Raw genomic sequence first — 21,158 nt, forward strand, 5'->3', positions numbered from 1 at the left:
GAGCTGGGGGCATGGCCGAGGGTGGCTGGCGACGGGCGGCACGGTCCTTGGCGACCCTGGCCGCTGTGTGCGGCTTGCTCGGCGGTGTTGCGGACCTCGGTTGGGCGCAGGGCTGCACGGACCTCGCGGGCCACTTCAGCGCGCAGGTGAACGGGTCGACCTCGGGCTCGAGCACCCGTGTGGGCTCTTGCGGGGGCGGAGAAGCGCCGGAAGCCGTGCTCGCGTTCACTGCCCCGCGGGCGGGTGCGTACACCTTCGACACGTTGGGCTCGTCGTTCGATACAGTGCTGTACGTGCTGAGCCACAGCAATACGGAGCTTGCGTGCAACGACGATGTCCAAGTCGGCGTCGATGCCTGGTCGCGCGTGGCGGTCACGCTTGCTGCCGGTCAGACCGTGCAGGTCGTTGTCGATGGCTTCAGCACGCAGAGTGGTGAGTTCGTTTTGCGGGTCAACGCCGACTGCCCATTGCCGTTTCGTGCCGATGCCCGCGACGTTGGCAATGCAGCAACTTGGGTTGTGAGCGGCTCTACGAATTGCGCGCCTGCGGTGCTGCCAGCGCAAGGGTGCAGCAGTGTGACCTGGGGACGCGGGTCGACCTTCGTCTATACCGCGCCGTTCTCCGGCACGTTCGAGTTCAGTACCGAGGGCTCCGAGTTCGACACTTTGCTCGCTGTCCGACTCGGGACGTGTTCTGGCGTCGAACTCCGGTGTAACGATGACGTCGTTGGGGGGAGCAGCGTCGCCTCTCGGCTTCGAGTGGACTTGGCCATAGGGCAGACCGTGGTGCTGGTCGTGGCGGGGAAGGATTCCGCAAGCGGCCGTTTCGTGCTCAGCGGAACGGGGGTGCCCTTCACCCCGACTGTGACATTTACGCGCACGCGGACCCGCACGCCCACCGCCACGCGCTCGTTCACCCCTCGGCCCTCCGCAACGAACTCGCCGACGCCGTCGTTCACACGCTCCCCAAGTCCAACTCCGACGGCGAGCGCCACTGCCACCTCTTCGCGCTCGGCTACAGCTACACGCTCATTCACGGCGACTGCGACTCCGCGAGCGACCTTGGCGAACACGCCTGCGGCAACGGCGGTGGCGACCGCGACCGCCACGGCCTCGGGCACGCCCACACCGAGCCGCACGCCGGTAGCGAGTCCGAGTGCCACGGCATCGCCCACTGCGACCCTAACCGCGCTGGTTTGCTGTGAATTTCCCTTGGGCAGTCTCTTGCGCTGCGAGCTGCTCGGTGCCGCTGAATGCCACGGCCGCGGTGGTATGACTCTTCCTGTGGATGCCTGCACATCCGCGCGTTGCAGCCCTCCGATGAGCCCGACTGGCACGATCACCGCGATGCCGACGCGGACCCTGACGTCTCGCCCCACTTTAACCCCGTTGCCCTCGTCGACTCCCGCAGCGACGGTGAGCAGCGCGCTGACGGTGAGCCCAACCCAGGCGCAGCCGGGTGCGCGGATTGTTGTACATGGTAGAGTGGCAAGCGGACATAGCGGTGTGCGGCTATGGTTCGATGACACTGGAGGGTGGGTTCCACTTGGCGACCTCCGTGTAGACGCATTGGGCGCCTTCGCGGCGACGGTGCGCATTCCCGAAAGCGCCGAGCCGGGAATGTACCGCATCTGCGCGGCGGCGGTCGACCCGGGCGTCGAAGGTCGCGACCTTGTGTGTGCTCCCTTGGCCCTAGAATCGGCGACGGCGTCACTCACGGTTCTCACGCTGGATGGCGGTGTGCCTCAACCAGGTGTGCGTGTGCACTTGCACGCCGCCAGCGGTGCAGTGGCGGCGAGTGCGGAGTCCGATGAGGTCGGCATCGCTGAGTTCTTGGCGGTAGCGGCGGGCGTGTACGATGTCCGCGCCGTGTGCGAGGACAACAGCTCTTGCTCCGCACGGCTTTACTTTCCCCCGTCCAAGATTGTCCTCGCTCCGGGGAGCAGGCGCGCGGTGGCTTTGCGGACAGTCACGCCGCCTCCGAGGAGCGAGATGGAGTGGGTTGGTGCTCTTGTTTTGCCTGCAGGACTGGTGGCGAGCACTCGGCCCCTGGCTCTGCCCTTCCTCGTCAGAGACCCGTGGGCGTTCCCGAGCCTCGAAGGGCTTGGACTCCCTCCGCTGATCGTTCGCTTTTGGGGAATCCCTAGTGCTCCGCCCGCGAGTAACCACCGGGCCGTGGATTTTCGGGTCGTAGGCACTCGCGGCTTACTGCTGGGGAGCACTGCACGACGGCCGCAGCCGGTGTACGCGCTCGACCCGGAATGGAATTTTCCCGCGTTCGTGGCTGATGTGAATCTTGGGTCTCTGCCCGGCGGCGAGGTGACCTTGGAGGTGCAACCGACGGGAGGCACGACGCGCTCGTTTCCGCTTGCGGGCGAGCCCCTCGCGCTTCGTTGGGGACCACCCGTGCGCAGTGGGGAGGGTGCGGTGGAGGCGACTGTGGACGACCATGTGTTGCAAGTGCAATTCGCGACCATAGCTCCGCGCCCGCAATGGACGTGGGACTTGGTCCTTCAACAGGGCGGAGGTCAAATGGTGCCATGGTCGGGCACAGTTTCCGTTGAGCTTGTGGAGTCGTGGGGTACGAAGCTGGATTGGCAAGGAACAGCGCGTGCACGCATGACTTCGACCCTGGCGGAGCGGCGGGCGGAGTCGAATCTGTCGCTTTCCTTGCTTCGCGGGGCACGATTGACGGGCGCGGCTTATCGGGTTGCGGGAAATCTGCAATGGGAACGGTGTTTCGATGTTCGGCAGCGGCCGGCGACAGCGACGTTGCCGCTCGAACTCTGCGAAAACTGCCCGCGCGAAGTGTTTGCCCGCGACTTTTCTTCGAGCACGTGCGTGGAAGCTCATGGCAGCCTGCAACTTGAGGTTGCCCCTAACCTTCACGCTAGCGGGCGATTCGCGTTGGAGTTCGCGCCGCTCGGTGTGCGGTCGTTGGAAGAACCAGCAGGACTGTGTCAGGTGCGATGGTGGGCGAAGCAAAGCTTGGGAGCGCGAGCTAGCGTATCCTACAATTCCAGCCGGTCCCCGGCGGTGTTCGTTCCAGAGGCGCCGTGTCTGGCGCTGAGCGAGCGCTGGATTGCCGGCGTGCAATGTGTTGGGAGGATGTTCGTTGGCCCGCAGCTGGATTTTATGGCCACCGCGCCGTGTGCACTGCCAGTGGCAACGGATCGCGCAAGTGCGTTCACGCAGAACCCAAACCCAGTTCTGGCTGTCGACGAATCCGGGTGGGCGTTGCTCCTCTCGGTCGCACCGGCGTCGACTCCCGCGGGAGCTCCTTCCACCGTGGCTTGGGAGATGCTTGGCGGCGCGCAAGCCGGGGAAACAGGGAGCCTCGGCGTGGGGAGCGGGTTTGTCGACCGGTCTGCATTGGCCTCGGTAGGTCCCGACCGAATGGTCGCCGTCTGGGTGGAGAGTGGCCTCCACCCGCAGGCTGCACTCGAGGCCGAACTTGGAGCCCTCAATGCGAGCGCGGAGTTGGCGACGGCGGAGTGGATAGATGGGGGCTGGAGCGCATCCAGATTGCTCACGCAGGACGACGTTGCCGACGGCCGGCCTGTGCTCGTGCGTGCACCGGAGGGCGCACTCTTGTTTTGGTTGCGCGCGGAACGGCCTCCGCTCGGCAGCGCTGCGGCCAGCGTGTTCTGGGGCCGCTACGGGCGGGGCACGGGTTGGCAGTTGGAAGGCCCGCTGTCGTCCGCCAGCGCGGGCACCATTCGAGATCTGGCTGCTGGTGAGTTGCAGGACGGCACGGTTGTGGTCGCCTGGTTGGAAGATCGCTCGAGCGGCGGAAGCGCCGTGCGGATTCGACATCGCAGTGGAGACACCTGGATGGCTCCCGAAGAGGTCGTTCTGCCGCGGGGGGTAAGGGCAACTCTGTTGCGATTTGTGGCGGGCGGCGCAAGGCCGGCGGTTTTGGTGCGCGCCCACCAGGAAGGAACGCGCGGGCCCGGCGGCGATCTCTATTGGGTGGAGCGAGGAACGCAGGGGTGGTCGACGCGCAAGCTGACGGAGGACCACAGCGTAGATGAGTTTTGGCCACTCGTGAGCGGCCTGAGAGTGTACGTGTTTTTCCGCAACACCGGTGGTGGCTCCCTGTCAGAGGGCAACGGCGACCTGTGGGCGATGACCATAAAGGACGCGGCACCCGAGGCGTTGGTACGATTAACTTCGGACGGCGCCGGCCACGTAAGCCCGGTAGCGGTACAACGCGGATCCGATGAGGTAGTGATTGCCGATGTGCACCAACGCGCCCCCACTGAACTCCCGCGGGTGGTCGTGCACCGTTGGCTTTTGCTTCCTGACTTGGCTCTGGAAGACGCTCGGTGGGAGCCGCCAACTGGCGCGGGAATTGGTGAGCGTCCACTGAGGGAAGGCAGGGCGCTGGTCGTGCGGATTGTGAATCAGGGGCTGATCGATAGCGGTTCCCCGTTTTCCGTGCGTTTACGCAGTGGCGAGGGAGTGGTGGGCGAGGCGCACGTGAGCACACCCCTCGCGCCAGGGGCTGCCACGGAGATCACGCTGAATCCTGGGCCCAGCAGCGCGGCTCAACAGTTCGTGGTCGTGGTCGACGAAGAGAATCGGGTGGCGGAGTCGGAAAAGGGGAACAATGTGTTGCGTGTCGACACCCGTCCTGAAGCGCCCCAGTGGGTGGGGTACAGCGCGGATGAATCGTCCGGCGATGTGGTGCTCCAATGGCTCGAGGTGGGCGATGCCGCGCAGTACCGGGTGTATCGTGCCAACGACCGCGGGCAGCCGTTTGAGCTGTGGACGGCGACGCTTGCCCCCGAACTACGAGATCCAGGTGCACTGCTCTTGGGCCGCCAGCTGTCGTACCGCATTACTGCCGTCGACGAATTTGGCCGGGAATCGGAGCCGAGCAGCGCAATCGTTGTGGATGGACTGGTGGCACCGCGTCCTTGCACGGGTGATTGCAATGGTGACGGCGTTGTGACCATCGATGAGCTCTTGCTAGGGGTGAACATTGCCCTGGAGGTCAGGGCGTTGGATGCCTGTCCGTACTTCGACGTGACTGCGGACGGCGCCGTCACGGTCGACGAACTCCTCCTCGCCGTAGGCAACGCTTTGAGTGGATGTCCCTGAACCGTCCTGAACCGTCTGAACCCTCGTCGCTGAACCCTCCCGTGTGGCGGACCTGGACCCATCGAGCGGGTCACTGCTCTTCGACACCGGGCAGTGGGGCACACAAGGTGCGCACGAGCAAAGAAGGAAAGAAAAGAGGCCGCCCAGCATCCGCGTTAGGTCGATGGGGTTTTAGCCTCGCGATCATCGCGCGTTCCGCTTGAGGTTCGCGGGTTTTCGCTGTTAAACGGCGGCTGCAATGGTGAGAACACTGGGGCGCCGGGTGGCAGCGCTAGATCCCCGCCGGCTTTGGCAACTGTGGAACAACGTGCGTTTGGGCTGGCGGTTGCTGCGCGATGGGCGCGTGGGCTGGTTGCCTAAGGCCGTGTTCGTCGGCGCGATTGTATACGTGTTTCTGCCGCTCGATTTGTTGCCGGACACGTTGCCGCTTGTGGGGCAAGTTGACGACCTGCTCTTGCTTCTGTTTGCCTGGAAGTTGTTTTTGGCACTCTGCCCACCCCAAGTTGTCGAAGAGCATGCCCGGCAAATCGCCCGCGAGCTACTCGCGCAGTGAAGGGGCGCCGAAAGCGTGGCGTGCTCATGCAACCCTTCGCACGGGAGTGGTTGTGCGGTCCGTAGGTGGAAAAGCCTTCCGTATAGAGCGAGTGTGCCCCGCATGTCAGGGCACACTCGCCGCGTTCCCGTGTGCCCCGCGCGGACTCGTGCTCGTTCGCAACCCGCGTCGATGATTGTCCGAGCGTCCGTGACTTCTCGCTCTGCGGGCTCGTGCGAGTACCTTTCGGAGCCGACTCGGCGTCCCCCAAGGTCGGACCGATCGGCTCGGGCGAGGGCAAGCCGTACCTCTTACCAGGGCAGGCAGAGTGTGCTTCAAATGGCCGTGCCTGACGATGCGCTCGGGCTTAGTGGAGAAACTTGCCCAGCCGGTCGAACTTCGAGCCTGACCAGTAGATGAAGGTTGCTTTGCCTTTGATCGCCTTCTCGTCGGCAAAGCCCCAATAACGGCTGTCCAAGCTCTCGTCGCGGTTGTCACCCATCACGAAGAATTTGCCTGGCGGCACCACGACTGGTCCGAAGTTATCTCGCGGTACTGCGTGAACCTCGTTGGGGTACTTATAGTGTGCCCAAGGCTCTTCAACGGGTTCGTCGTTAATGAACAGCCGCTTCTGCCGCATCTCCACCTTGTCCCCTGCCACGGCAACCACTCTCTTAATCAAGTCCGTTTTCCCGTCGTTCGGCGAAACGAAGACGACAATGTCGCCCCGCCTCGGGTGTGACCACTGCGTGATCGGGATCACGATGCCAGTGAACGGCACGTCCACATGGAAACCGTAGGCGAGCTTGTTCACGAATAAGTGATCGCCGATTTGAATCGTGGGGAGCATCGAGCCAGACGGCACCCAAAATGCCTCCACCACCGTGGCCCGAATTGCCAGCGCCACGAGCAGTGCCAGCGCCAGAGATTCGATATTCTGCCGCAGGCGGGATTTTCTCGGTTGGATTGCTTCGGAGGCTGTAGTCGGCCGACGTGCTTGTCCCATAAAACGCCCCTACCATGGAGTTCGAAGTTCGTAGCGTCAAGGTCTGGCGAGGTCCTGTTCGGCACGGCGGTCGCGCTTAGACACTCCCGGGCTGCCCACAAGGTAAAAGCGCAGCGGCAGATCCGCAGCCAAACGCACCCCAATCCGGGTACTGGTGACGATCTTCTCTTCCGGCCGCACGAATCCGGGTTCGACCCAAATGTGCGGATCCCGCACTAGGTCGCGCCCGTTGTCGGCCCGAGTGAGGTGGAGCGCACGTGCGAGCAGTGCCGGACCGTTCGCGCGCTCGATCTCATCTAGGCCGCGGAGTAGCACTGCCCCAGCCGTGCCTTCGGGTTCGGTGACGATGTTGACGCAATGGTGCATGCCGTAGGTTAAGTACACGTAGAGAAGGCCCGGGCGCCCGAACATCACCGCATTGCGTTTGGTGCGCTTGCCGTTGGCCGCGTGGGAGGCAGCGTCTTGCGTGTAGGCCTCGGTTTCTACGATGCGACCGCGGTAAATCCGGCCATGAATCCGGTGGCAGAGAAAGCACCCGAGGAGCCTTTTGGCGACTTCCTCGGTGGATCCTTCAAAATCGTGCCGGCCGAGTCGCTTCTTCACAGCGCAACTGGACGTGGCCACCACGCGCCTTCAGGTTGGTGGATGTGCGCCGTGTCTCCCCAACGGCCGGCGATTTGTGTGCCGCACTTTGGGCAGTAGCCGTCGCGGAGATCCACTCGCAAAATGCGGTAGCCATGGCGCGCGACCACCGTATGCCGGCATTGCGGGCAGCGGGTATTTTCGTATTCTCCCACCGCCCCGGGTACGTTGCCGACGTACACGTAGCGAAGGCCGGCTTCCTCACCGAGGCGCGCGGCGAACAACAGCTTTTCCACCGTGGTCGCATCCCGATCGGTCATTTTGTAGTCTGGGTGAAACGCTGTGACATGCCATGGGATGTCGGGCGACACGCTGGCAAGGAACTCGGTGAGGGCCCGTAATTCCTGTGGCGAGTCATTGAAGCCTGGCACCAACAGGGTCACGACTTCGACCCAGAACCCGAGCTCCACCAAGTCACGAATGGTGCGCTTCACGGTTTCCAGCAAACCGCCGAGCTTCCGGTAGTGGCGGTCATCGAAGCCTTTGAGGTCCACCTTGTAAAGGTCCACCCACGGTCGCAGAAAGGCGAGCACCTCGGGGGTGGCGTTCCCGTTGGACACGTACGAGGTGACGAGCCCTGCGGCGCGGGCGTGGCGGAAAATTTCCACGGCCCATTCCGAGGTAATTAAGGGTTCGTTGTAGGTGCTGGTCACAATTTTTGCCCCGTACTTCCGAGCGAGGCGCACAATATCTTCTGGCCCCACTCGTTGGGGAATTACGCCTGCCACTGGGTCGCGCAGCGCTTGCGAGGTGATCCAGTTCTGGCAGTAGGAGCAGTGGTAGTCGCAGCCCAGCATGCCAAAGCTGAGCGCAAGCGAGCCAGGGTAGGCGTGGAAGAAGGGCTTTTTTTCCACGGGATCGCACTGGAGTCCGGCCACGTAGCCCCACGGCACATATAGCTCGCCTCCCTGATTGCGGCGCACTTTGCAAATGCCGATCTTCCCCTCGGGTAAGTAGCAACGGTGCCCGCAGGCAAGGCAACGGAGCGCCTTGTCCGGCAGCCGCTCCACTAGCTCTGCACGGGGTCTGCTCAGCTCTTCGAGCAATGCTTGTAAACTTGACGGCGTAGGCGCTTGGCGAGCCACGACGCAGAACTATAGTGCGCTGCCTGCCCGACAACAATTGGGCCAGTGGAGCCCTGAGTGCGTGTGGAGGCCACCGAAGGGGCGGTGACATCGGACCAGACCCTATGCTTTAAGCGAATGCATGTGGCGTTTAGTGCGGGTGGCAGTTGTCTTCGTGGTTGCCGGAGCTGTGGGTGTGTGGTGGCTTTGGCAAGAGCGGGAGCAAGAGCGCGAGACGGCCATCCGTGGCTCGGGGATCGTCGAGGCAACGGAAGTCGATGTTGCCTTTGAAGTGCCGGGGACGATCATCGCCCGATTTGTCGATGAGGGGGCCATGGTCGACAAAGGGGAACCGATCGCGCAGTTGGACGAGAGAGAATTCCGCTTGCAGGTCGAGCGGGCGCAGGCTGCGAAAGCGGCAGCGGAAGCACGCTACGCCCTATTGACCCGAGGCGCGCGAGGGCAGGAAGTGGACCAGGCGTTAGCCGCATTAGAGTCTGCAGAGGCCGAGCTCCGCATGCGCGAGCGCGACTTCACTCGGGTGGACGAGCTGTTTCGCCAAGGAATAGCCGCACAGGCGGAATGGGATCGGGTACGTGCCGCACTGAACGCGGCTCAAGCGGCGCGGGATGCAGCGCGCGCCCGGTTGGACATGCTCAAGGAAGGTTTCCGCACCGAGGAGATCGAAGAGGGAAGGGCCCGGCTACGCGAAGCCGAAAAGGCTCTGGCGATCGCCGAGCTGAACTTGGCTCGCTGCCAGCTTTATGCACCGATTGCTGGCCGGGTGCTCTCGAGAAATCGGGAGGTGGGTGAAACCGTCATGGCCGGAACCCCGATTGTCACCATGGGTGATCTCTCCCGCCCGTGGGTGAATCTGTATGTGAGCGAACGGGATTTGGGTCGCGTGCGCTTGGGCATGCGGGCCATGGTTTATGTAGATGCCTACCCCAATCGGCCGTTCGAAGGGAAAGTAGTGTACGTATCGGACAAATCAGAGTTCACGCCGAAGAACATCCAAACGCAAAACGAACGAGTGAAGCTTGTGTATCGCGTTAAGATTGAAGTCGAGAATCCGGAGGGAATTTTGAAGCCGGGCATGCCCGCCGATGCGGTGATTCCCTTGGACCAAGTGGAGCAACATGCCTCTCCGCGATGAGCAGCGGCGGTGAATTTGCCATTGAGGTCGAGCGACTGGGAAAAGTGTACCCAGGAGGCACGCGGGCACTGGCAGACGTGAGCTTCCTGGTGCGCCGGGGGGAGCTGTTCGCCCTGGTCGGGCCCGATGGCGCGGGCAAAACGACGCTCCTCCGTACCATTGTGGGCTTGGTGGCGCCAAGCGAGGGGCGGGTGCGGATCGATGGTGTCGATGTCGTGGGCAACCCGGCGTTGGCGAAAAGTCGCATTGGCTACATGTCGCAGCGCTTCAGTTTGTCCGAAACGCTGACGGTGGCCGAGAATTTACTCTACGTTGCGGAGATCTGGCATGTGCCGCCCGGGCAGCGGCGGGAGCGGGTGTCGCGCCTGTTGCGTTTTAGTCGACTGGAGCCCTTCCAGGATCGCTTGGCGCGCAATCTCTCCGGAGGCATGAAGCAAAAGCTCAGCTTGTGTGCCGCGCTGATCCACCAACCACAAATTTTGGTGCTGGATGAGCCGACGATTGGTGTCGACCCGATTTCGAGGCGCGAATTTTGGCTGATTTTGTACGAGCTCTTGCAGGCCGGCTCGACCATCCTCCTTTCCACGCCGTATATGGATGAGGCAGAGCGGTGTACGCGGGTGGGCTTTCTTCTCGGCGGGCGCTTGATGGCAACCGGCACACCGAGCGAGCTGCGGGCGAGCTCGCCGACAGTCGTCTTGGATCTTCACTGTGCGGATGCCCGCCGAGCAAGGAGGAGACTAGCGCAAGATTTGCGCTTCCCCGAGGTGGCGCCCTTCGGAGAGCACTTGCACATACCGATGCCCCGAAATGATCCTAACCCGGCGGCCTGGGTGCGGGCGGCGGAGCAGTTGGGTGTGGTTGTACGGGAGTGGCGCGTGCGGGAACCGTCGTTGGAGGACGTGTTCTTGCAGCTCGCGGCCGCCGGGACGGAAGGGGAAAGGGCTGTGGCGAATGCGGGCACAACCAGCTCCGGTTAGAAGCAGCCAAGCAACGCTGCGTTCACCGCCGCAATAATCTCGTTCACGGTGATGATACCGTCCCTGTCGGCGTCGCCTGCGCGGCAAGTGCTGGTCGGTGCCTGTCCCAGCGCGATGTTGACCATGGCTAAGATGTTGTCGACGGTTACCGCTCCATCACCATCGCAATCACCGACGCATTGCGTGGGCGAGGGCGTGGGCGTGGCAGCTACCGTCGGGGTGGGCGTGGGAAAACTTCCCATGCCTTGGCAACTTCCTGTCAGGCAGTCCGCATCGTCCACGCATGGGTAGCCGTCGTCGCATCTTCGGCCAACGGGCCAACAAACTGCGCCCTCACAATGCTCGTTGCGCAAGCACGCAAACCCTTTGAGCGGACCGTCCAAGCAGATCTTTTGTGTCGGCGTACACGGACTCCCGTCAGAGCAATTGAAGGCCGGGTCGCAACACTGCCCGCTCAGCGGACCGGCAAGGCAGGTGCCCAGTACCGGGTCGGTCGCGCAGGCAAGTGTGGCACTGCAGGTAGAGAGGGGGCAGTCGCAGTCGAGGCCGTCGTCGGTGCCACCGTCGCAGATGCCCTGGACGTTGACGCATGCCCCGCCCGGGCAATCGGCGGCCTGGACGCAAGCTTCACCATCGCGGGAACCGGCGGAGCAAAGGTTTTGCGAGTGCGCGGGGTAGGGCTGCTGAAGAAGCGCGGCAGCGAGGAGCAAACCTAAAGAACGGCGGCTTTTCATGGGGGCTTCCTTCTGCGACCCGCACCATCGTGCGGGATTCCGAAAGAGTCAATGGAGAAAGGCGCAGTCCCACGCCCCTTGCACCAAACGGCCCCTTTCAGCAATGGATGGGGTCGTGTTGAAAGGAGGTAGGTCACCATGGCAGCGACACCGTCGAAAATGGTTCCCCTGGGTACGAAGGCTCCCTACTTCCGCTTGCCGGACCCGAGCGGGAAGTACTACTCGCTCGACGATTTTGCGGACAAGCCAGCGTTGCTGGTCATGTTCATTTGTAACCACTGCCCTTACGTGAAGCATATCCGTTCGGCGCTGGCGCAATTCGCGCGCGAGTACATCCCTAAGGGACTCGCCATTGTGGCCATCAATTCGAACGACATTTCGCAGTACCCAGAGGACAGCCCGGAAAAGATGGCCGAAGAAGCCAGAGAGGCGGGGTATATCTTTCCCTACTTGTTTGATGAAACCCAGGAAGTGGCGAAAGCGTACGGCGCAGCATGCACGCCGGATTTTTTCCTGTTCGATCGCGAACGGAAGCTCGTGTATCGAGGGCAGTTCGACGACAGCCGCCCCGGCACGGCGCTGCCACCGACTGGTGCAGATCTGCGAGAAGCGGTCGATGCGGTTTTGGAGGGCCGCCCGGTGCCGACCAACCAGAAGCCCAGCTTAGGCTGCAATATCAAGTGGAAGGCGACCGCAGCAGCCTAAAACCGGTCGGAGATCCAATATACGGTAGACTCGGGCGGAAACAACTCTTGCCACAACTCCATTCGTTGTAGCGCGGCAGTCGTAACTCCCAGTTTGGCAGCGAACTGCTCGGGCGAGACCACGCGCCACATCCAGAAGACATCGTCGATGCGGCTCCCTACCAAGCCGTGTTGCTCCAGTTGTTGGAGCAGCGCGGGATCGTGTGCGAGCTGAACGAGCATGCCCGGGTAGTTTTGGCTGCCCTCGGCCTGGTGCTGCAGAAGCAAGGCGACTAGGGATTCGAGGTGTCCGGCACGGCAGCCGTATTCACTGACCACGTAGAAATCCCACAGATTGGTTGCGCGAGCGTAGGCGACAACTTCGCCGTTTTGCTCGGCGACGAGGAAGCGCTCGCTGGGATTGCCTGCGTAGCGCAACTGACCCGCCCAATACGCGGGGTTGCGGAGAGTGGGGCCGCGAAAGCGCGAGCTGTAGCCATCGTAGATCTGCTGCACGGCGGGTAGGTCCGACGCGGTAAACGGCCGCAGGTTGTAGCGGGGGATTTCTCGGCAGGGGCCACTCGGGGGAAAGTAGAACAAGTACCGCAGGTGACTCCGATACCCGAGCCGAGCGTAAAACGCGATCCGCACCGCAAACAGCAGGGAGACGTCGAAGCCGTGCCGGGGAAGTTGGGCGATGCCGAATTCGAGTAGTCGCGATGCAATGCTGCGGCCGCGATAGGCGGGCGTCGTAAACACGTTCCCGACCCCGGCAACGTCCAGCACGGCGCTGTCCAAACGGATCTGTTTGCGGAACACTTGAAAGGTGCTGATGAGCTTGCCCTCGACTTCGGCAACGAAACACAAGTCAGGGGTAAATGTTGGATCGTGAAGGAGATAGCGGGCGAAAAACTCGCGATCGTTGTACCACTCGGCGAGCAGGTCGAGGACTGCGTCGCGTTCATTGGGGTCAATGGTGCGCAGAACAACGTCGGACATCGTGTGCTGAGCTGACACACCGGGCCCTGAACCGCAAGCACGCCTGGTGTTGCGGGGGCGAGTTTTTGCAGCATGGCTTGTGGGCGCCCCGAAACGGAGCTTGAGTAGCCCCTCAAGAAAACCGCGGCTGCTCAGGTCCCGTTCCGAGAATCTGTGAGGGCTTCCAGGATGCCCGACCAACTCAGCAGGTGGATGCCGATCACCATGACCGCGCTTGCAAGTGCCAGCACCAGCGCTTCGATACCGAGCGCTCTTAGGTCGAGCCCAGATCCAAAGGTGACGAGCGCGAGAACGACGGCGCCGGAAAGGTAGAGCCAGGCGGCGACGCGAAGAGGCGGGGCAAGGGCCGAAGCGGAAAACTTCAGCGCTACGGACACCCGAGCGAGAATGGGCAGAACGAGTTTTTGCAAAGCCCAGAGCGAGAAAGCGGAGAAGCCGGAGCAGCCGCCAAGCCAGCTGGCTGCGTAGGCAAAGCGCCCAGAGACGAGCAGTGACGTGAGAGCAGCAAGCAACGTGACTGCGGTGAGGATGCGGATATCGCGCACGGCGCGGTGCCCTGCTGGGTTCAGCGATCCCGTGGACGGAACTGTCAGGTTTGCGCCAGAATTGGTAGTTTGGCGCGGCTCCACGATGGGTACCCATTCCGGTAACGCCACGAGAATAACTTGGTTTTCGCCATCGGGGTTCCGCTGTGCCGCCACGATTGCGTTCCACCACGATGCCAGCAGAACTTGCGGGGCCATGCCGGGCAACTGTTTTGCGGCGCGGTACGCGACAGCCTTCGGTGCCGCAAAGGCGGCGATGGTGCGGTCCCGCGGGTTGAGTTGATCGCCACCGAATTGGCACGCTGTGCCCAGGCGGTCGCTGACGACTCCGACAATGGGCTGCCGGGCAAAATCGAGGGTATGTAAGATGCTGTCGAGGTAGTGTGCGTGTTCGAGCGCGGGGGTTCCCGCCACTACGATCCAATCACCTTTGGCCGAGCTCACGGTTCGAGCTAAAAACTCGCCCCAGTGTTCACGGAGGCCGCGGCGAATCAATTTGACTGGTCCAAGGGTTTTCGTCTTGCTTTGCTCGGTGGTGCGGCTTCCCTCGTCGACGACGATGAGCTCGACAAAATGGCCACGCTTCTCTGTCCACGGGCTCAGAACATCCAAAAGGCGGGCGAGATCGCGTGGAACCTCTCCCGGAGGCAACAGCGGGCAGAGAATCGAGACTGATAAAAACTTGGAGGAATGATTTCTTGGGGAGGTGTGCGGAGCTTCCTTCACGATGCCTATTTTCGCCCACGCGCCGACCTTGGTCACGAAGAAAAATGCAGGGTCGTCTCTACGATCGTTGTGGTGTTTGGGCGCGCGGCTTCTTACGCCGCTTCGCAGCCTGCCTGGTGCATTGCCGCTGCGGGCGGGACGGTGGTTGCGCGCCGAACGGTTGGGAGTGCCCGGATATTTTAGGACACTCCGAGGCGATCACCCGCATCACATTCCACGCGTAGTAGATTTCGGGATAGAGTAGGGGCTTCCCACTGTTCAGGATCGCGCCGGCAATCTGTCGCTCTGGGTCAGCCCAACCGATCATATTGGTGAACCCTAGGTGCCCGAACGCGTGTCGGGTGTCAGGGCCGTACAAGCTCACATAATCGGCCCCAAGCATGAACCCCAACGAGTACCGCAGCGGCAAACCGAAGCTGAGATCGATCTCCCAACTGGTTTGTTCCAAGGTCGCCCGGCGCACTGTGCGGCGGTCGAAAATGCGAACACCATCGAGCTCACCGCCGTTGAGCAAGAGTTGGTAGAAGCGGCTCAGCTCTTCGGCAGTCGTGACGATGTTTCCGGCGGGAATAATCGCGCGCAAGAAGCGCGGGTCGTTCGACATTGCGGTGGCGGTACGGACGTCGGTTCCGAGCGCTTTGTGCAGCAGGGTCGAGAAGGGCGGCAGAGGTGGCGGGCCGGTGAACGCATTGTGCGCGACTCGGGAGAGGTCTCGTTCTTCCACACCGTAATTCATCCAGCGGAAATGCAAGGGCTCGCGGATCGTGTGGGTTAGGAAGGTGCGGATGCCCGTACCGGTGACCCGTTGCACCACCTCGCCGAGCACGAAGCCTCCCGTAATGGCGTGATACGCCACCACCCGCCCGGGTGGCCAAACCGGTTTCAGCTCGCACAGTAACTCAACGATTGTTTCCGGGTGCTCCAGATGTCCGAGGTCCATCGCCTCTGGCGGAAGGTTCGGAATGCCTGCTCGGTGGGCGAGCACGTGGCGGATCGTGATCCATTCTTTGCCGTGGCGAGCGAACTCCGGGATGTATTCCGCTACCGGGTCGTCGAGATGGATGAGCCGTCTCTGGTCGAGGAGGTGGATGACCATGGCGGTCACAGCCTTGGATGCAGAAAAGATGGTGAACGGGGTGTCAATGGTGCAGGTCGCTTTGGGGACGCTCGGCGGATCCTGTGGTGCGTTCCCTCGGGCGTATCCGAGCGCACGGTGTAAAAAGATTTGCCCGTTGCGGCGCAAGCAAATTTGGAAAGCTGGGTGCATGCCGGTGGCGAAGAACGCCGTGACCGCTTGCCAAATGGCATCCACGCTGCGCGTGGTGAGCCCGACCTCGTGTGGCGCAACCTCTTCGCCGATTTGCGTGACGGTGTTCAGGTCTTCCGGAATCCGGCAGCGCTGGACCAGCCCATCGATCATGACACGCTCTCGTCTTGGCTTGAAGTGACTCCGCCGGGGATTGCGCTGGTGTTGGTTGCTTCAGCAGCCACGCTTCCGTCAGCGGGCTCATCGAGAGGAACGCCGACTCTGCCGGCCGTGGTCTCCCTGTCGTCGCGGAACAAGAAGCGGCACACCATGTCGGTGACCGCCTCCACTGTGGGGTTGATTTGCTCCTCTAAGCCGCTGAGCACCACGCGCGACGTCGTCCATTCCACCGCCGCGTGGATCACAAACGCTGCCGTAGACAAATCCTGGACGCGCAGCTTTCCCTGTGCAGCGAGCGCTTCGAACAACTGGATCATTGCCCCCTTGATGCGCTCTTCAATCGCTTCGACGGCTTTACGGAACTCTGAATCTTTGAAGTACCGTTCCCACAAAATGCGTTGAATACCGGGTTGAATCCGGCGCGTATGGAACAAGGTGTCGATGAGTGTCCGCACACTTTCCCGCAAGTCTCCTGCCTGCCAGCGCGACGGGTCGAGGCTCTGCACCACGTAGTCGGTGATTTCCTCCGTGGTGCCGTCGAGCAGCTCGAGCAAGATGGCCCGCTTATCGGGAAAATACCCGTACAACGTGCCGACCGCAATGCGGGCCTTGCGGGCGATCGCGGCCGTCGTGGTTTCGTCGTATCCTTTGGTTTCAAAGCAGGCAACCGCCGCCTTGAGGATCTCCTCGCGCGTACGTCGGCTTCGCGCTTGCTGGGGGGTGCGAATCGGGGTGCGGCGTAACTTTGGCTTGCGGGCCATGGCCATTCAGTCCTGTATGTGAAGCGAAATCGAGTTCACATTCCTATTGACTTTAGAGTCGTCTTGCCGTAATTTGCGAAGCACGCTCGCTACAGAAGCACCGTCCAGGGAGGAAGATCATGGGGCTTGCCGCAGAAAAAGTGGGTAACCGGCCGCAAAGCGCGGAGATGCCGAACGATACGCTGCTTGCTGCATACGACATCACATACGTCTGGAACTATGGCAGCGTCAAGGAAGGCTTGCGTGACCTTTACGAAAAGGCCAAGCGCGAACAGTGGAACGGGACGACACAGTTGAAGTGGGATACTCCGGTCGATCCGGAGGCGGAAATCATCCCGCAGGCGTACAACCCGCTGGAAGATTACGGTCCGTACAAGAAGCTAACGCCGCGGCAAGTTGCGCATCTGCGTCATGCCCAGCTTGCATGGCAGCTCTCGCAATTCATGCATGGGGAGCAGGGGGCGCTGATTGTGGCGTCGGAGTTGGCCGGAGCGGCTCCCTGGATGGATGCAAAGTTGTATGCGGCCACGCAGACGATGGACGAAGCTCGCCACGTCGAGGTGTTTAGTCGCTACCTGCAAGAAAAATTGGAATGGCAGTGGCCAATTAACCCGAATCTCAAGCACCTCTTGGACTTGATTATTTGCGACCGCCGCTGGGACATGAAGTACCTGGGCATGCAGATCTTGGTCGAGGGGCTCGCCATGGCAGCGTTTTCGAATATGTATCAGCTTGCGCAAGAGCCGCTGATTAAGGACCTCGTACACTACGTCATGCGTGACGAATCCCGCCATGTCGCGTTTGGGGTGTTGTCCTTGAGGGGTTATTACCTCGATATGGCCGCAAACGAGTTACGCGATCGGGAGGACTTCGTTATCGAAGCCTGTCGGCTGATGCGCGATCGTTTGCTGGCGGAAGAGGTCTCTGAGTACATTGGGTTCAACAAGCATGAAGTGCGCGAAATTGTTTTGCAGTCGCCAGTGATGCGGATGTTCCGCGAATCGCTGTTCTCCCGCATCGTGCCAAACTTGAAGAAGCTCGGGTTGCTGACTCCGTACGTGCGCCGCCACTTCGACGAACTCGGCATTCTGCAGTTCGAAGACATGGATCCCGAAGCTGCGGACCGTGCGATCGGCCTTGCCTGACCGTTCCCTCCCCCCGACCCCCGCGACGGGTCCGTTGGTCTTCGGGCCAACGGACCCGTCGTTTTTTGCTGGCAGTTTGCATTCGCAAAGAGTGAAAATGTACGCTACGTTGCTGCTCGTTTTTTCGGAAGCGAGGAGACAGAAGCTATGGCAACAGCGAAACCCTCTCGATCGATGCAGCGTGCTCGTGGCGAAGCGGCACACTTGAGCGAGGTCGCGCAAGCTCCGCACCCCCGCGCGGGTGTGGAGATGACGAATGCCGACGCCATTGTGCAGGTACTCGCCGACGAGGGGGTGGACACTGTATTTGGTTACAGCGGCGGGGCGATTTTGCCCACCTACGACGCGATTTTTCGTTACAACGAAGAACACCGGGACAACGAGATGCGCTTAATCGTGCCCGCCACGGAGCAGGGGGCGGGCTTCATGGCAGCAGGATACGCGCGCTCAAGCGGTCGCGTGGGGGTGTTCATTGTGACCTCAGGTCCAGGGGCGACCAATTCGGTGACGCCGATTCGCGACTGCCAGGCTGATTCCGTACCGGTCGTGCTGATTACGGGGCAAGTTCCGCGCGTGGCGATGGGAACAGATGCTTTTCAAGAGGCACCGGTCTTTAACATCATGTCCGCGTGTGCCAAGCACGTGTTTCTCGTGACCGACGAAACCAAAGTGGAGGCAACGATTCGCACTGCGTTTCGTATTGCCCGCAGTGGCCGGCCTGGGCCTGTGGTGGTGGACATCCCGCGCGATGTGCAATTGGCGAAATGCACGTTTCGTGGCAGCGGTGTCTTGCGCTTGCGGGGATACGACGAACGGCTTGCCGCGCTCGAACGGTCGACGTTGTCCCCCCGCGATGCCGAGGCGTTCTTCCGGTTGCTGGAGAGTTGCGAGCGCCCGCTCCTGTACGTGGGGGGCGGAGTCATCAATGCGAATGCGGCCGAAGAGCTGCGCGCGTTTGCGGATCGTTTCGGCATCCCAGTGGTGACGACTTTAATGGGCATCGGGGCGTACGACACCAGCGCCGAACTCTCCTTGCGCATGCTGGGAATGCACGGCACCGCGTACGCGAACTACGCGGTTGAAGATTGCGATTTTCTCTTCGCCATTGGCTCTCGCTTCGACGACCGCGTGGCCGGTAAGGTCAAGGAGTTTGCCCCGCACGCGAAAATCGCTCACCTCGACATCGATGCTTCCGAGATCGGCAAGGTCAAAGCTGTCGACTGGGCTCACGTTGCCGATGCGAAGCGTGGGCTCCAGCAGCTCCTGGAAGCTGGGCGCGACTTCGAGAAGGATTTCAGCCGTTGGCGCGCCTATGTGCTGGAACTGAAGCGGAAGTATCCACTGAACTGGAACCGGGAATCGCCCCGGATCCAGGCTGAGTACGTGCTTTCAACGCTGAACGAAATTACCCGCGGCGAAGCCATCGTGACCACGGGAGTCGGTCAACATCAGATGTGGGCAGCGCAGTACCTCGACTTCCATCGCCCGCGAACCTGGCTGACTTCGGGCAGCATGGGGACCATGGGTTTTGGGCTGCCAGCGGCCGTGGGTGCGCAACTTGCCAATCCGGGAGTGCTGGTCATCGATGTGGACGGCGATGGCAGCTTGCGCATGAACCTCGGAGAACTGGAAACGTTGACCACATACGATATCCCGGTGAAGGTTTTGCTGCTGAACAACTTGGGAGATGGAATGGTGCGGCAGTGGCAAGACCTGTTTTACGCCAATCGCTACTCGGGTTCCGACAAGAGCCTTCACAAGAAGGACTTCGTCCGTGCAGCGGAAGCGGACGGCTTTGCCTTTGCCAAGCGGATTACGGAAATCCCCGAGGTGCGCCCAGCCTTGGAGGAATTCGTGAACTATCCGGGGCCAGCGCTTCTCGAAGTCATGGTCGATCCCAACGCGCATGTTTACCCGATGGTGGGGCCCGGCATGGGCTACAAGGACATGATCACCGGCAAGTTCATCCCGAGCCGGGATAAGGGACCGAAGACCACGGAAACTCCGCCAGGCTATTTCTGAGCGTAGCGGCGCGGGGCGAACCTTACCCAGATTCGCCGCTGTTCCTTATCCCTCGGCGAGTCCAAAGCTCTCCGAGGATTTCGCGGTGTGCTGCACGGGTAAGGGGGTAGCAGCGCGCGCTGACGATCCCGAAGGTGAGAAAAGCAAGGGGGACCAAGCCGGCAAGCCACCGAATCGCGTTGCGTGGTGCCCTGTCGGATGCGTCGCCGCTGTGGAAGCCAAGAAGGTCCAAAGCAGCAAGAACCAGAAAAACCCCGGTGGCGCCGGCTAACTTGCGTACGAAGGTAAACACGCCATTGTAAAGTCCCTCGCGGCGCTGCCCGGTGCGAAGTTCGTCTTCGTCGATGACTTCGCCGAGCATGGACCAGGGCATGACATCTACCGCCGCATAGCCTGCACCGGCGATCATCATCAGCCCAAATAACAACCACCGGGGCGACGCCGGTTCGACCCAGAGCAGGGTAAATTGCACCGCCGCCCAGATGCTCGCACCAGCCATAAAGAGTGTGGTTTTCTCTGTTCGGCGCGCCACCGAAAGCCAAAAGGGCAAAGCTAGCACGACAGCGAGTAAGAAGAGCAGCATGCCACGCTCGAAGTCGTATGACCGCCCCAGCCAATGCGTGAAGTAGAGAATGAGCAGTGTGCTGATGACGTCGATAGCCATCCGGCTGAAGAGGAACAGGGCAAGCAAACGGCGGAAGTTGGGATGTCGCCATACGCTCGCGAGGCCGGCGAAGAAGGATTCAGTCCCCGAGCGAGCGTGGAACTCAGGGCGCTCGAAGCTAACCAAATACACCACGACCCACGGCGCGGCGAACACGACGCCGAGAATGATTCCGGTCCGTTCAAATCCTTCTTGGCCGCCTCCCAGGAGTTCCGCCAAAGGGCGGACGGAAATGGCTGCGAAGACACCGAGGATTGCCCCCGCAGCGCGGTAGGTGTTGAGGGACGTCCGATCGTCGTAGGTGAGAGCCATCTCCGGCTGCAGAGCCAAGTACGGGATGGAGAGTACCGTCATTGCTGTGGTGAGCAGCGAGTACATCGCCGCGTAGTAAGCAAAGCGAAAGAGTTCCTGCTCAAAGGGCGGCGAGGTCCACAAGGACGCAAAGCAAAGCCCAAATGGAAGAGCGCCAATCAAAAAGTAAGGGCGACGACGGCCCCAGCGCCAACGAGTCTGATCCGAGATCCGACCCATCAAGGGGTCGGTAAACGCGTCGACGGCTCTGCCAATGAGCGGTACCAGCCCCGCAAGGGCGGGGCGCAGGTTGGCAACGTGAATGAGAAAGTAGGCCGTAAACACGAACGCCAGTGCATTGAGTGCCGCATTCACCGTAAAGTCGCCCGTGGCGTACAACGCACGTTGGCACGAAGAGAGTGTCCGCTGCTGTTGGCCGGGCGCGGGGGGTGTTTCCGACGAGCTGAACATCACGCACGAAAATCCATACCTTGTTGGTACCGGGCAGGCGAGGTTTGAGTTCCGCGATGCGAAGACTCACGCGAGGGCTCATTTCGCTGTCAGACTCTTTGCTACGAGCGCGAGGGCAGGTGCCCGGCGAGACCACCATTGTCTGGTGCGCGCAGCGAAAGGCCGGCGCACGCATGCTGTGAGGGTCGGACGATTGCTAGAACGCT

The 21,158-nt window shown here is 61.7% G+C and carries 16 protein-coding genes; 7 read left to right on the forward strand and 9 right to left on the reverse strand.

What is annotated here, in order from left to right; genetic code table 11:
- Positions 1-11 precede the first annotated feature (11 nt).
- On the forward strand, positions 12-5,105 hold the full coding sequence (locus tag N3C12_07450) for a hypothetical protein (GenBank protein MCX8072269.1): 5,094 nt from the start codon (positions 12-14) through the stop codon (positions 5,103-5,105).
- 238 nt (positions 5,106-5,343) lie between these two features.
- The gene (locus N3C12_07455) at positions 5,344-5,658 is read left to right on the forward strand and encodes a DUF1232 domain-containing protein (GenBank protein ID MCX8072270.1); all 315 of its coding nucleotides are present in this window, start codon (positions 5,344-5,346) and stop codon (positions 5,656-5,658) included.
- Between the two features lie 346 nt (positions 5,659-6,004).
- Here N3C12_07455 and lepB read toward each other — a convergent pair whose 3' ends face one another.
- From lepB to amrS, 3 genes are read right to left on the reverse strand one after another with little or no spacing between them, the layout of a single operon-like run.
- Positions 6,005-6,643 (reverse strand): signal peptidase I, encoded by a 639-nt coding sequence (gene lepB / locus N3C12_07460; GenBank protein ID MCX8072271.1) that lies wholly within the window; start codon positions 6,641-6,643, stop codon positions 6,005-6,007.
- A 36-nt stretch (positions 6,644-6,679) separates the two neighbouring features.
- Complete coding sequence (locus N3C12_07465) at positions 6,680-7,246, reverse strand: DNA-3-methyladenine glycosylase (protein ID MCX8072272.1); 567 nt, start codon at positions 7,244-7,246, stop codon at positions 6,680-6,682.
- Positions 7,243-8,370, reverse strand: a complete 1,128-nt coding sequence (gene amrS / locus N3C12_07470; GenBank protein ID MCX8072273.1) for an AmmeMemoRadiSam system radical SAM enzyme — start codon at positions 8,368-8,370, stop codon at positions 7,243-7,245. The genes N3C12_07465 and amrS overlap by 4 nt, the downstream gene beginning before the upstream one ends.
- 121 nt (positions 8,371-8,491) lie before the next feature.
- Here amrS and N3C12_07475 point away from each other — a divergent pair, with 121 nt between their 5' ends.
- Together N3C12_07475 and N3C12_07480 are read left to right on the forward strand one after the other, a co-directional pair.
- Positions 8,492-9,505 carry an efflux RND transporter periplasmic adaptor subunit gene (locus N3C12_07475; GenBank protein ID MCX8072274.1) on the forward strand — a complete coding sequence of 338 codons (1,014 nt, stop codon included), beginning with the start codon at positions 8,492-8,494 and terminating at the stop codon, positions 9,503-9,505.
- On the forward strand, positions 9,502-10,485 hold the full coding sequence (locus N3C12_07480; protein ID MCX8072275.1) for an ABC transporter ATP-binding protein: 984 nt from the start codon (positions 9,502-9,504) through the stop codon (positions 10,483-10,485). The genes N3C12_07475 and N3C12_07480 overlap by 4 nt, the downstream gene beginning before the upstream one ends.
- On the opposite strand, the gene N3C12_07485 is transcribed toward N3C12_07480, so the two are convergent.
- Positions 10,482-10,727, reverse strand: a complete 246-nt coding sequence (locus N3C12_07485) for a hypothetical protein (protein MCX8072276.1) — start codon at positions 10,725-10,727, stop codon at positions 10,482-10,484. The two genes, N3C12_07480 and N3C12_07485, sit on opposite strands and share 4 nt — an antisense overlap.
- Positions 10,728-11,357: 630 nt before the next feature.
- Between N3C12_07485 and N3C12_07490 the strand changes: the two genes are divergently transcribed.
- Entirely contained in the window at positions 11,358-11,924 is a 567-nt protein-coding gene (locus N3C12_07490; GenBank protein MCX8072277.1) for a thioredoxin family protein, read from the forward strand.
- Here the strand turns inward: N3C12_07490 and N3C12_07495 are convergent.
- The 4 genes from N3C12_07495 to N3C12_07510 all read right to left on the reverse strand — a co-directional run bounded on the left by N3C12_07495 (position 11,921) and on the right by N3C12_07510 (position 16,359).
- A complete protein-coding gene (locus N3C12_07495; protein MCX8072278.1) occupies positions 11,921-12,901 on the reverse strand; it encodes a GNAT family N-acetyltransferase in 981 nt (326 codons plus the stop codon). The two genes, N3C12_07490 and N3C12_07495, sit on opposite strands and share 4 nt — an antisense overlap.
- Before the next feature lie 131 nt (positions 12,902-13,032).
- Positions 13,033-14,172, reverse strand: coding sequence for a hypothetical protein (locus N3C12_07500; GenBank protein ID MCX8072279.1), 1,140 nt, complete (start codon positions 14,170-14,172; stop codon positions 13,033-13,035).
- Between the two features lie 58 nt (positions 14,173-14,230).
- Positions 14,231-15,592, reverse strand: a complete 1,362-nt coding sequence (locus N3C12_07505) for a beta-lactamase family protein (protein ID MCX8072280.1) — start codon at positions 15,590-15,592, stop codon at positions 14,231-14,233.
- Entirely contained in the window at positions 15,589-16,359 is a 771-nt protein-coding gene (locus N3C12_07510) for a TetR/AcrR family transcriptional regulator (protein MCX8072281.1), read from the reverse strand. The genes N3C12_07505 and N3C12_07510 overlap by 4 nt, the downstream gene beginning before the upstream one ends.
- Before the next feature lie 119 nt (positions 16,360-16,478).
- Between N3C12_07510 and N3C12_07515 the strand changes: the two genes are divergently transcribed.
- Positions 16,479-17,504 carry a ferritin-like domain-containing protein gene (locus N3C12_07515; protein ID MCX8072282.1) on the forward strand — a complete coding sequence of 342 codons (1,026 nt, stop codon included), beginning with the start codon at positions 16,479-16,481 and terminating at the stop codon, positions 17,502-17,504.
- A 174-nt stretch (positions 17,505-17,678) separates the two neighbouring features.
- Entirely contained in the window at positions 17,679-19,526 is a 1,848-nt protein-coding gene (gene ilvB, locus N3C12_07520; protein MCX8072283.1) for a biosynthetic-type acetolactate synthase large subunit, read from the forward strand.
- Between the two features lie 22 nt (positions 19,527-19,548).
- On the opposite strand, the gene N3C12_07525 is transcribed toward ilvB, so the two are convergent.
- Positions 19,549-20,952: an MFS transporter gene (locus N3C12_07525; GenBank protein ID MCX8072284.1), complete on the reverse strand. Its 1,404-nt coding sequence runs from the start codon at positions 20,950-20,952 to the stop codon at positions 19,549-19,551.
- Between the last annotated feature and the right edge of the window lie 206 nt (positions 20,953-21,158).

The sequence above is a fragment of the Candidatus Binatia bacterium genome (genome assembly GCA_026415395.1).
Classification (GTDB): domain Bacteria; phylum Desulfobacterota; class Binatia; order HRBIN30; family HRBIN30; genus HRBIN30.

What these genes read in the sequence shown, in the direction of transcription:
- N3C12_07475 (MCX8072274.1), top strand. Translation starts at nt 8,492, where the DNA reads ATGTGGCGTTTAGTGCGGGTGGCAGTTGTCTTCGTGGTTGCCGGAGCT.
- N3C12_07485 (MCX8072276.1), bottom strand. Translation starts at nt 10,727, where the DNA reads ATGGGAAGTTTTCCCACGCCCACCCCGACGGTAGCTGCCACGCCCACG.
- N3C12_07455 (MCX8072270.1), top strand. Translation starts at nt 5,344, where the DNA reads ATGGTGAGAACACTGGGGCGCCGGGTGGCAGCGCTAGATCCCCGCCGG.
- ilvB (MCX8072283.1), top strand. Translation starts at nt 17,679, where the DNA reads ATGCAGCGTGCTCGTGGCGAAGCGGCACACTTGAGCGAGGTCGCGCAA.
- N3C12_07450 (MCX8072269.1), top strand. Translation starts at nt 12, where the DNA reads ATGGCCGAGGGTGGCTGGCGACGGGCGGCACGGTCCTTGGCGACCCTG.
- N3C12_07525 (MCX8072284.1), bottom strand. Translation starts at nt 20,952, where the DNA reads ATGTTCAGCTCGTCGGAAACACCCCCCGCGCCCGGCCAACAGCAGCGG.
- lepB (MCX8072271.1), bottom strand. Translation starts at nt 6,643, where the DNA reads ATGGGACAAGCACGTCGGCCGACTACAGCCTCCGAAGCAATCCAACCG.
- N3C12_07490 (MCX8072277.1), top strand. Translation starts at nt 11,358, where the DNA reads ATGGCAGCGACACCGTCGAAAATGGTTCCCCTGGGTACGAAGGCTCCC.
- N3C12_07495 (MCX8072278.1), bottom strand. Translation starts at nt 12,901, where the DNA reads ATGTCCGACGTTGTTCTGCGCACCATTGACCCCAATGAACGCGACGCA.
- N3C12_07505 (MCX8072280.1), bottom strand. Translation starts at nt 15,592, where the DNA reads ATGATCGATGGGCTGGTCCAGCGCTGCCGGATTCCGGAAGACCTGAAC.
- N3C12_07510 (MCX8072281.1), bottom strand. Translation starts at nt 16,359, where the DNA reads ATGGCCCGCAAGCCAAAGTTACGCCGCACCCCGATTCGCACCCCCCAG.
- N3C12_07480 (MCX8072275.1), top strand. Translation starts at nt 9,502, where the DNA reads ATGAGCAGCGGCGGTGAATTTGCCATTGAGGTCGAGCGACTGGGAAAA.
- N3C12_07515 (MCX8072282.1), top strand. Translation starts at nt 16,479, where the DNA reads ATGGGGCTTGCCGCAGAAAAAGTGGGTAACCGGCCGCAAAGCGCGGAG.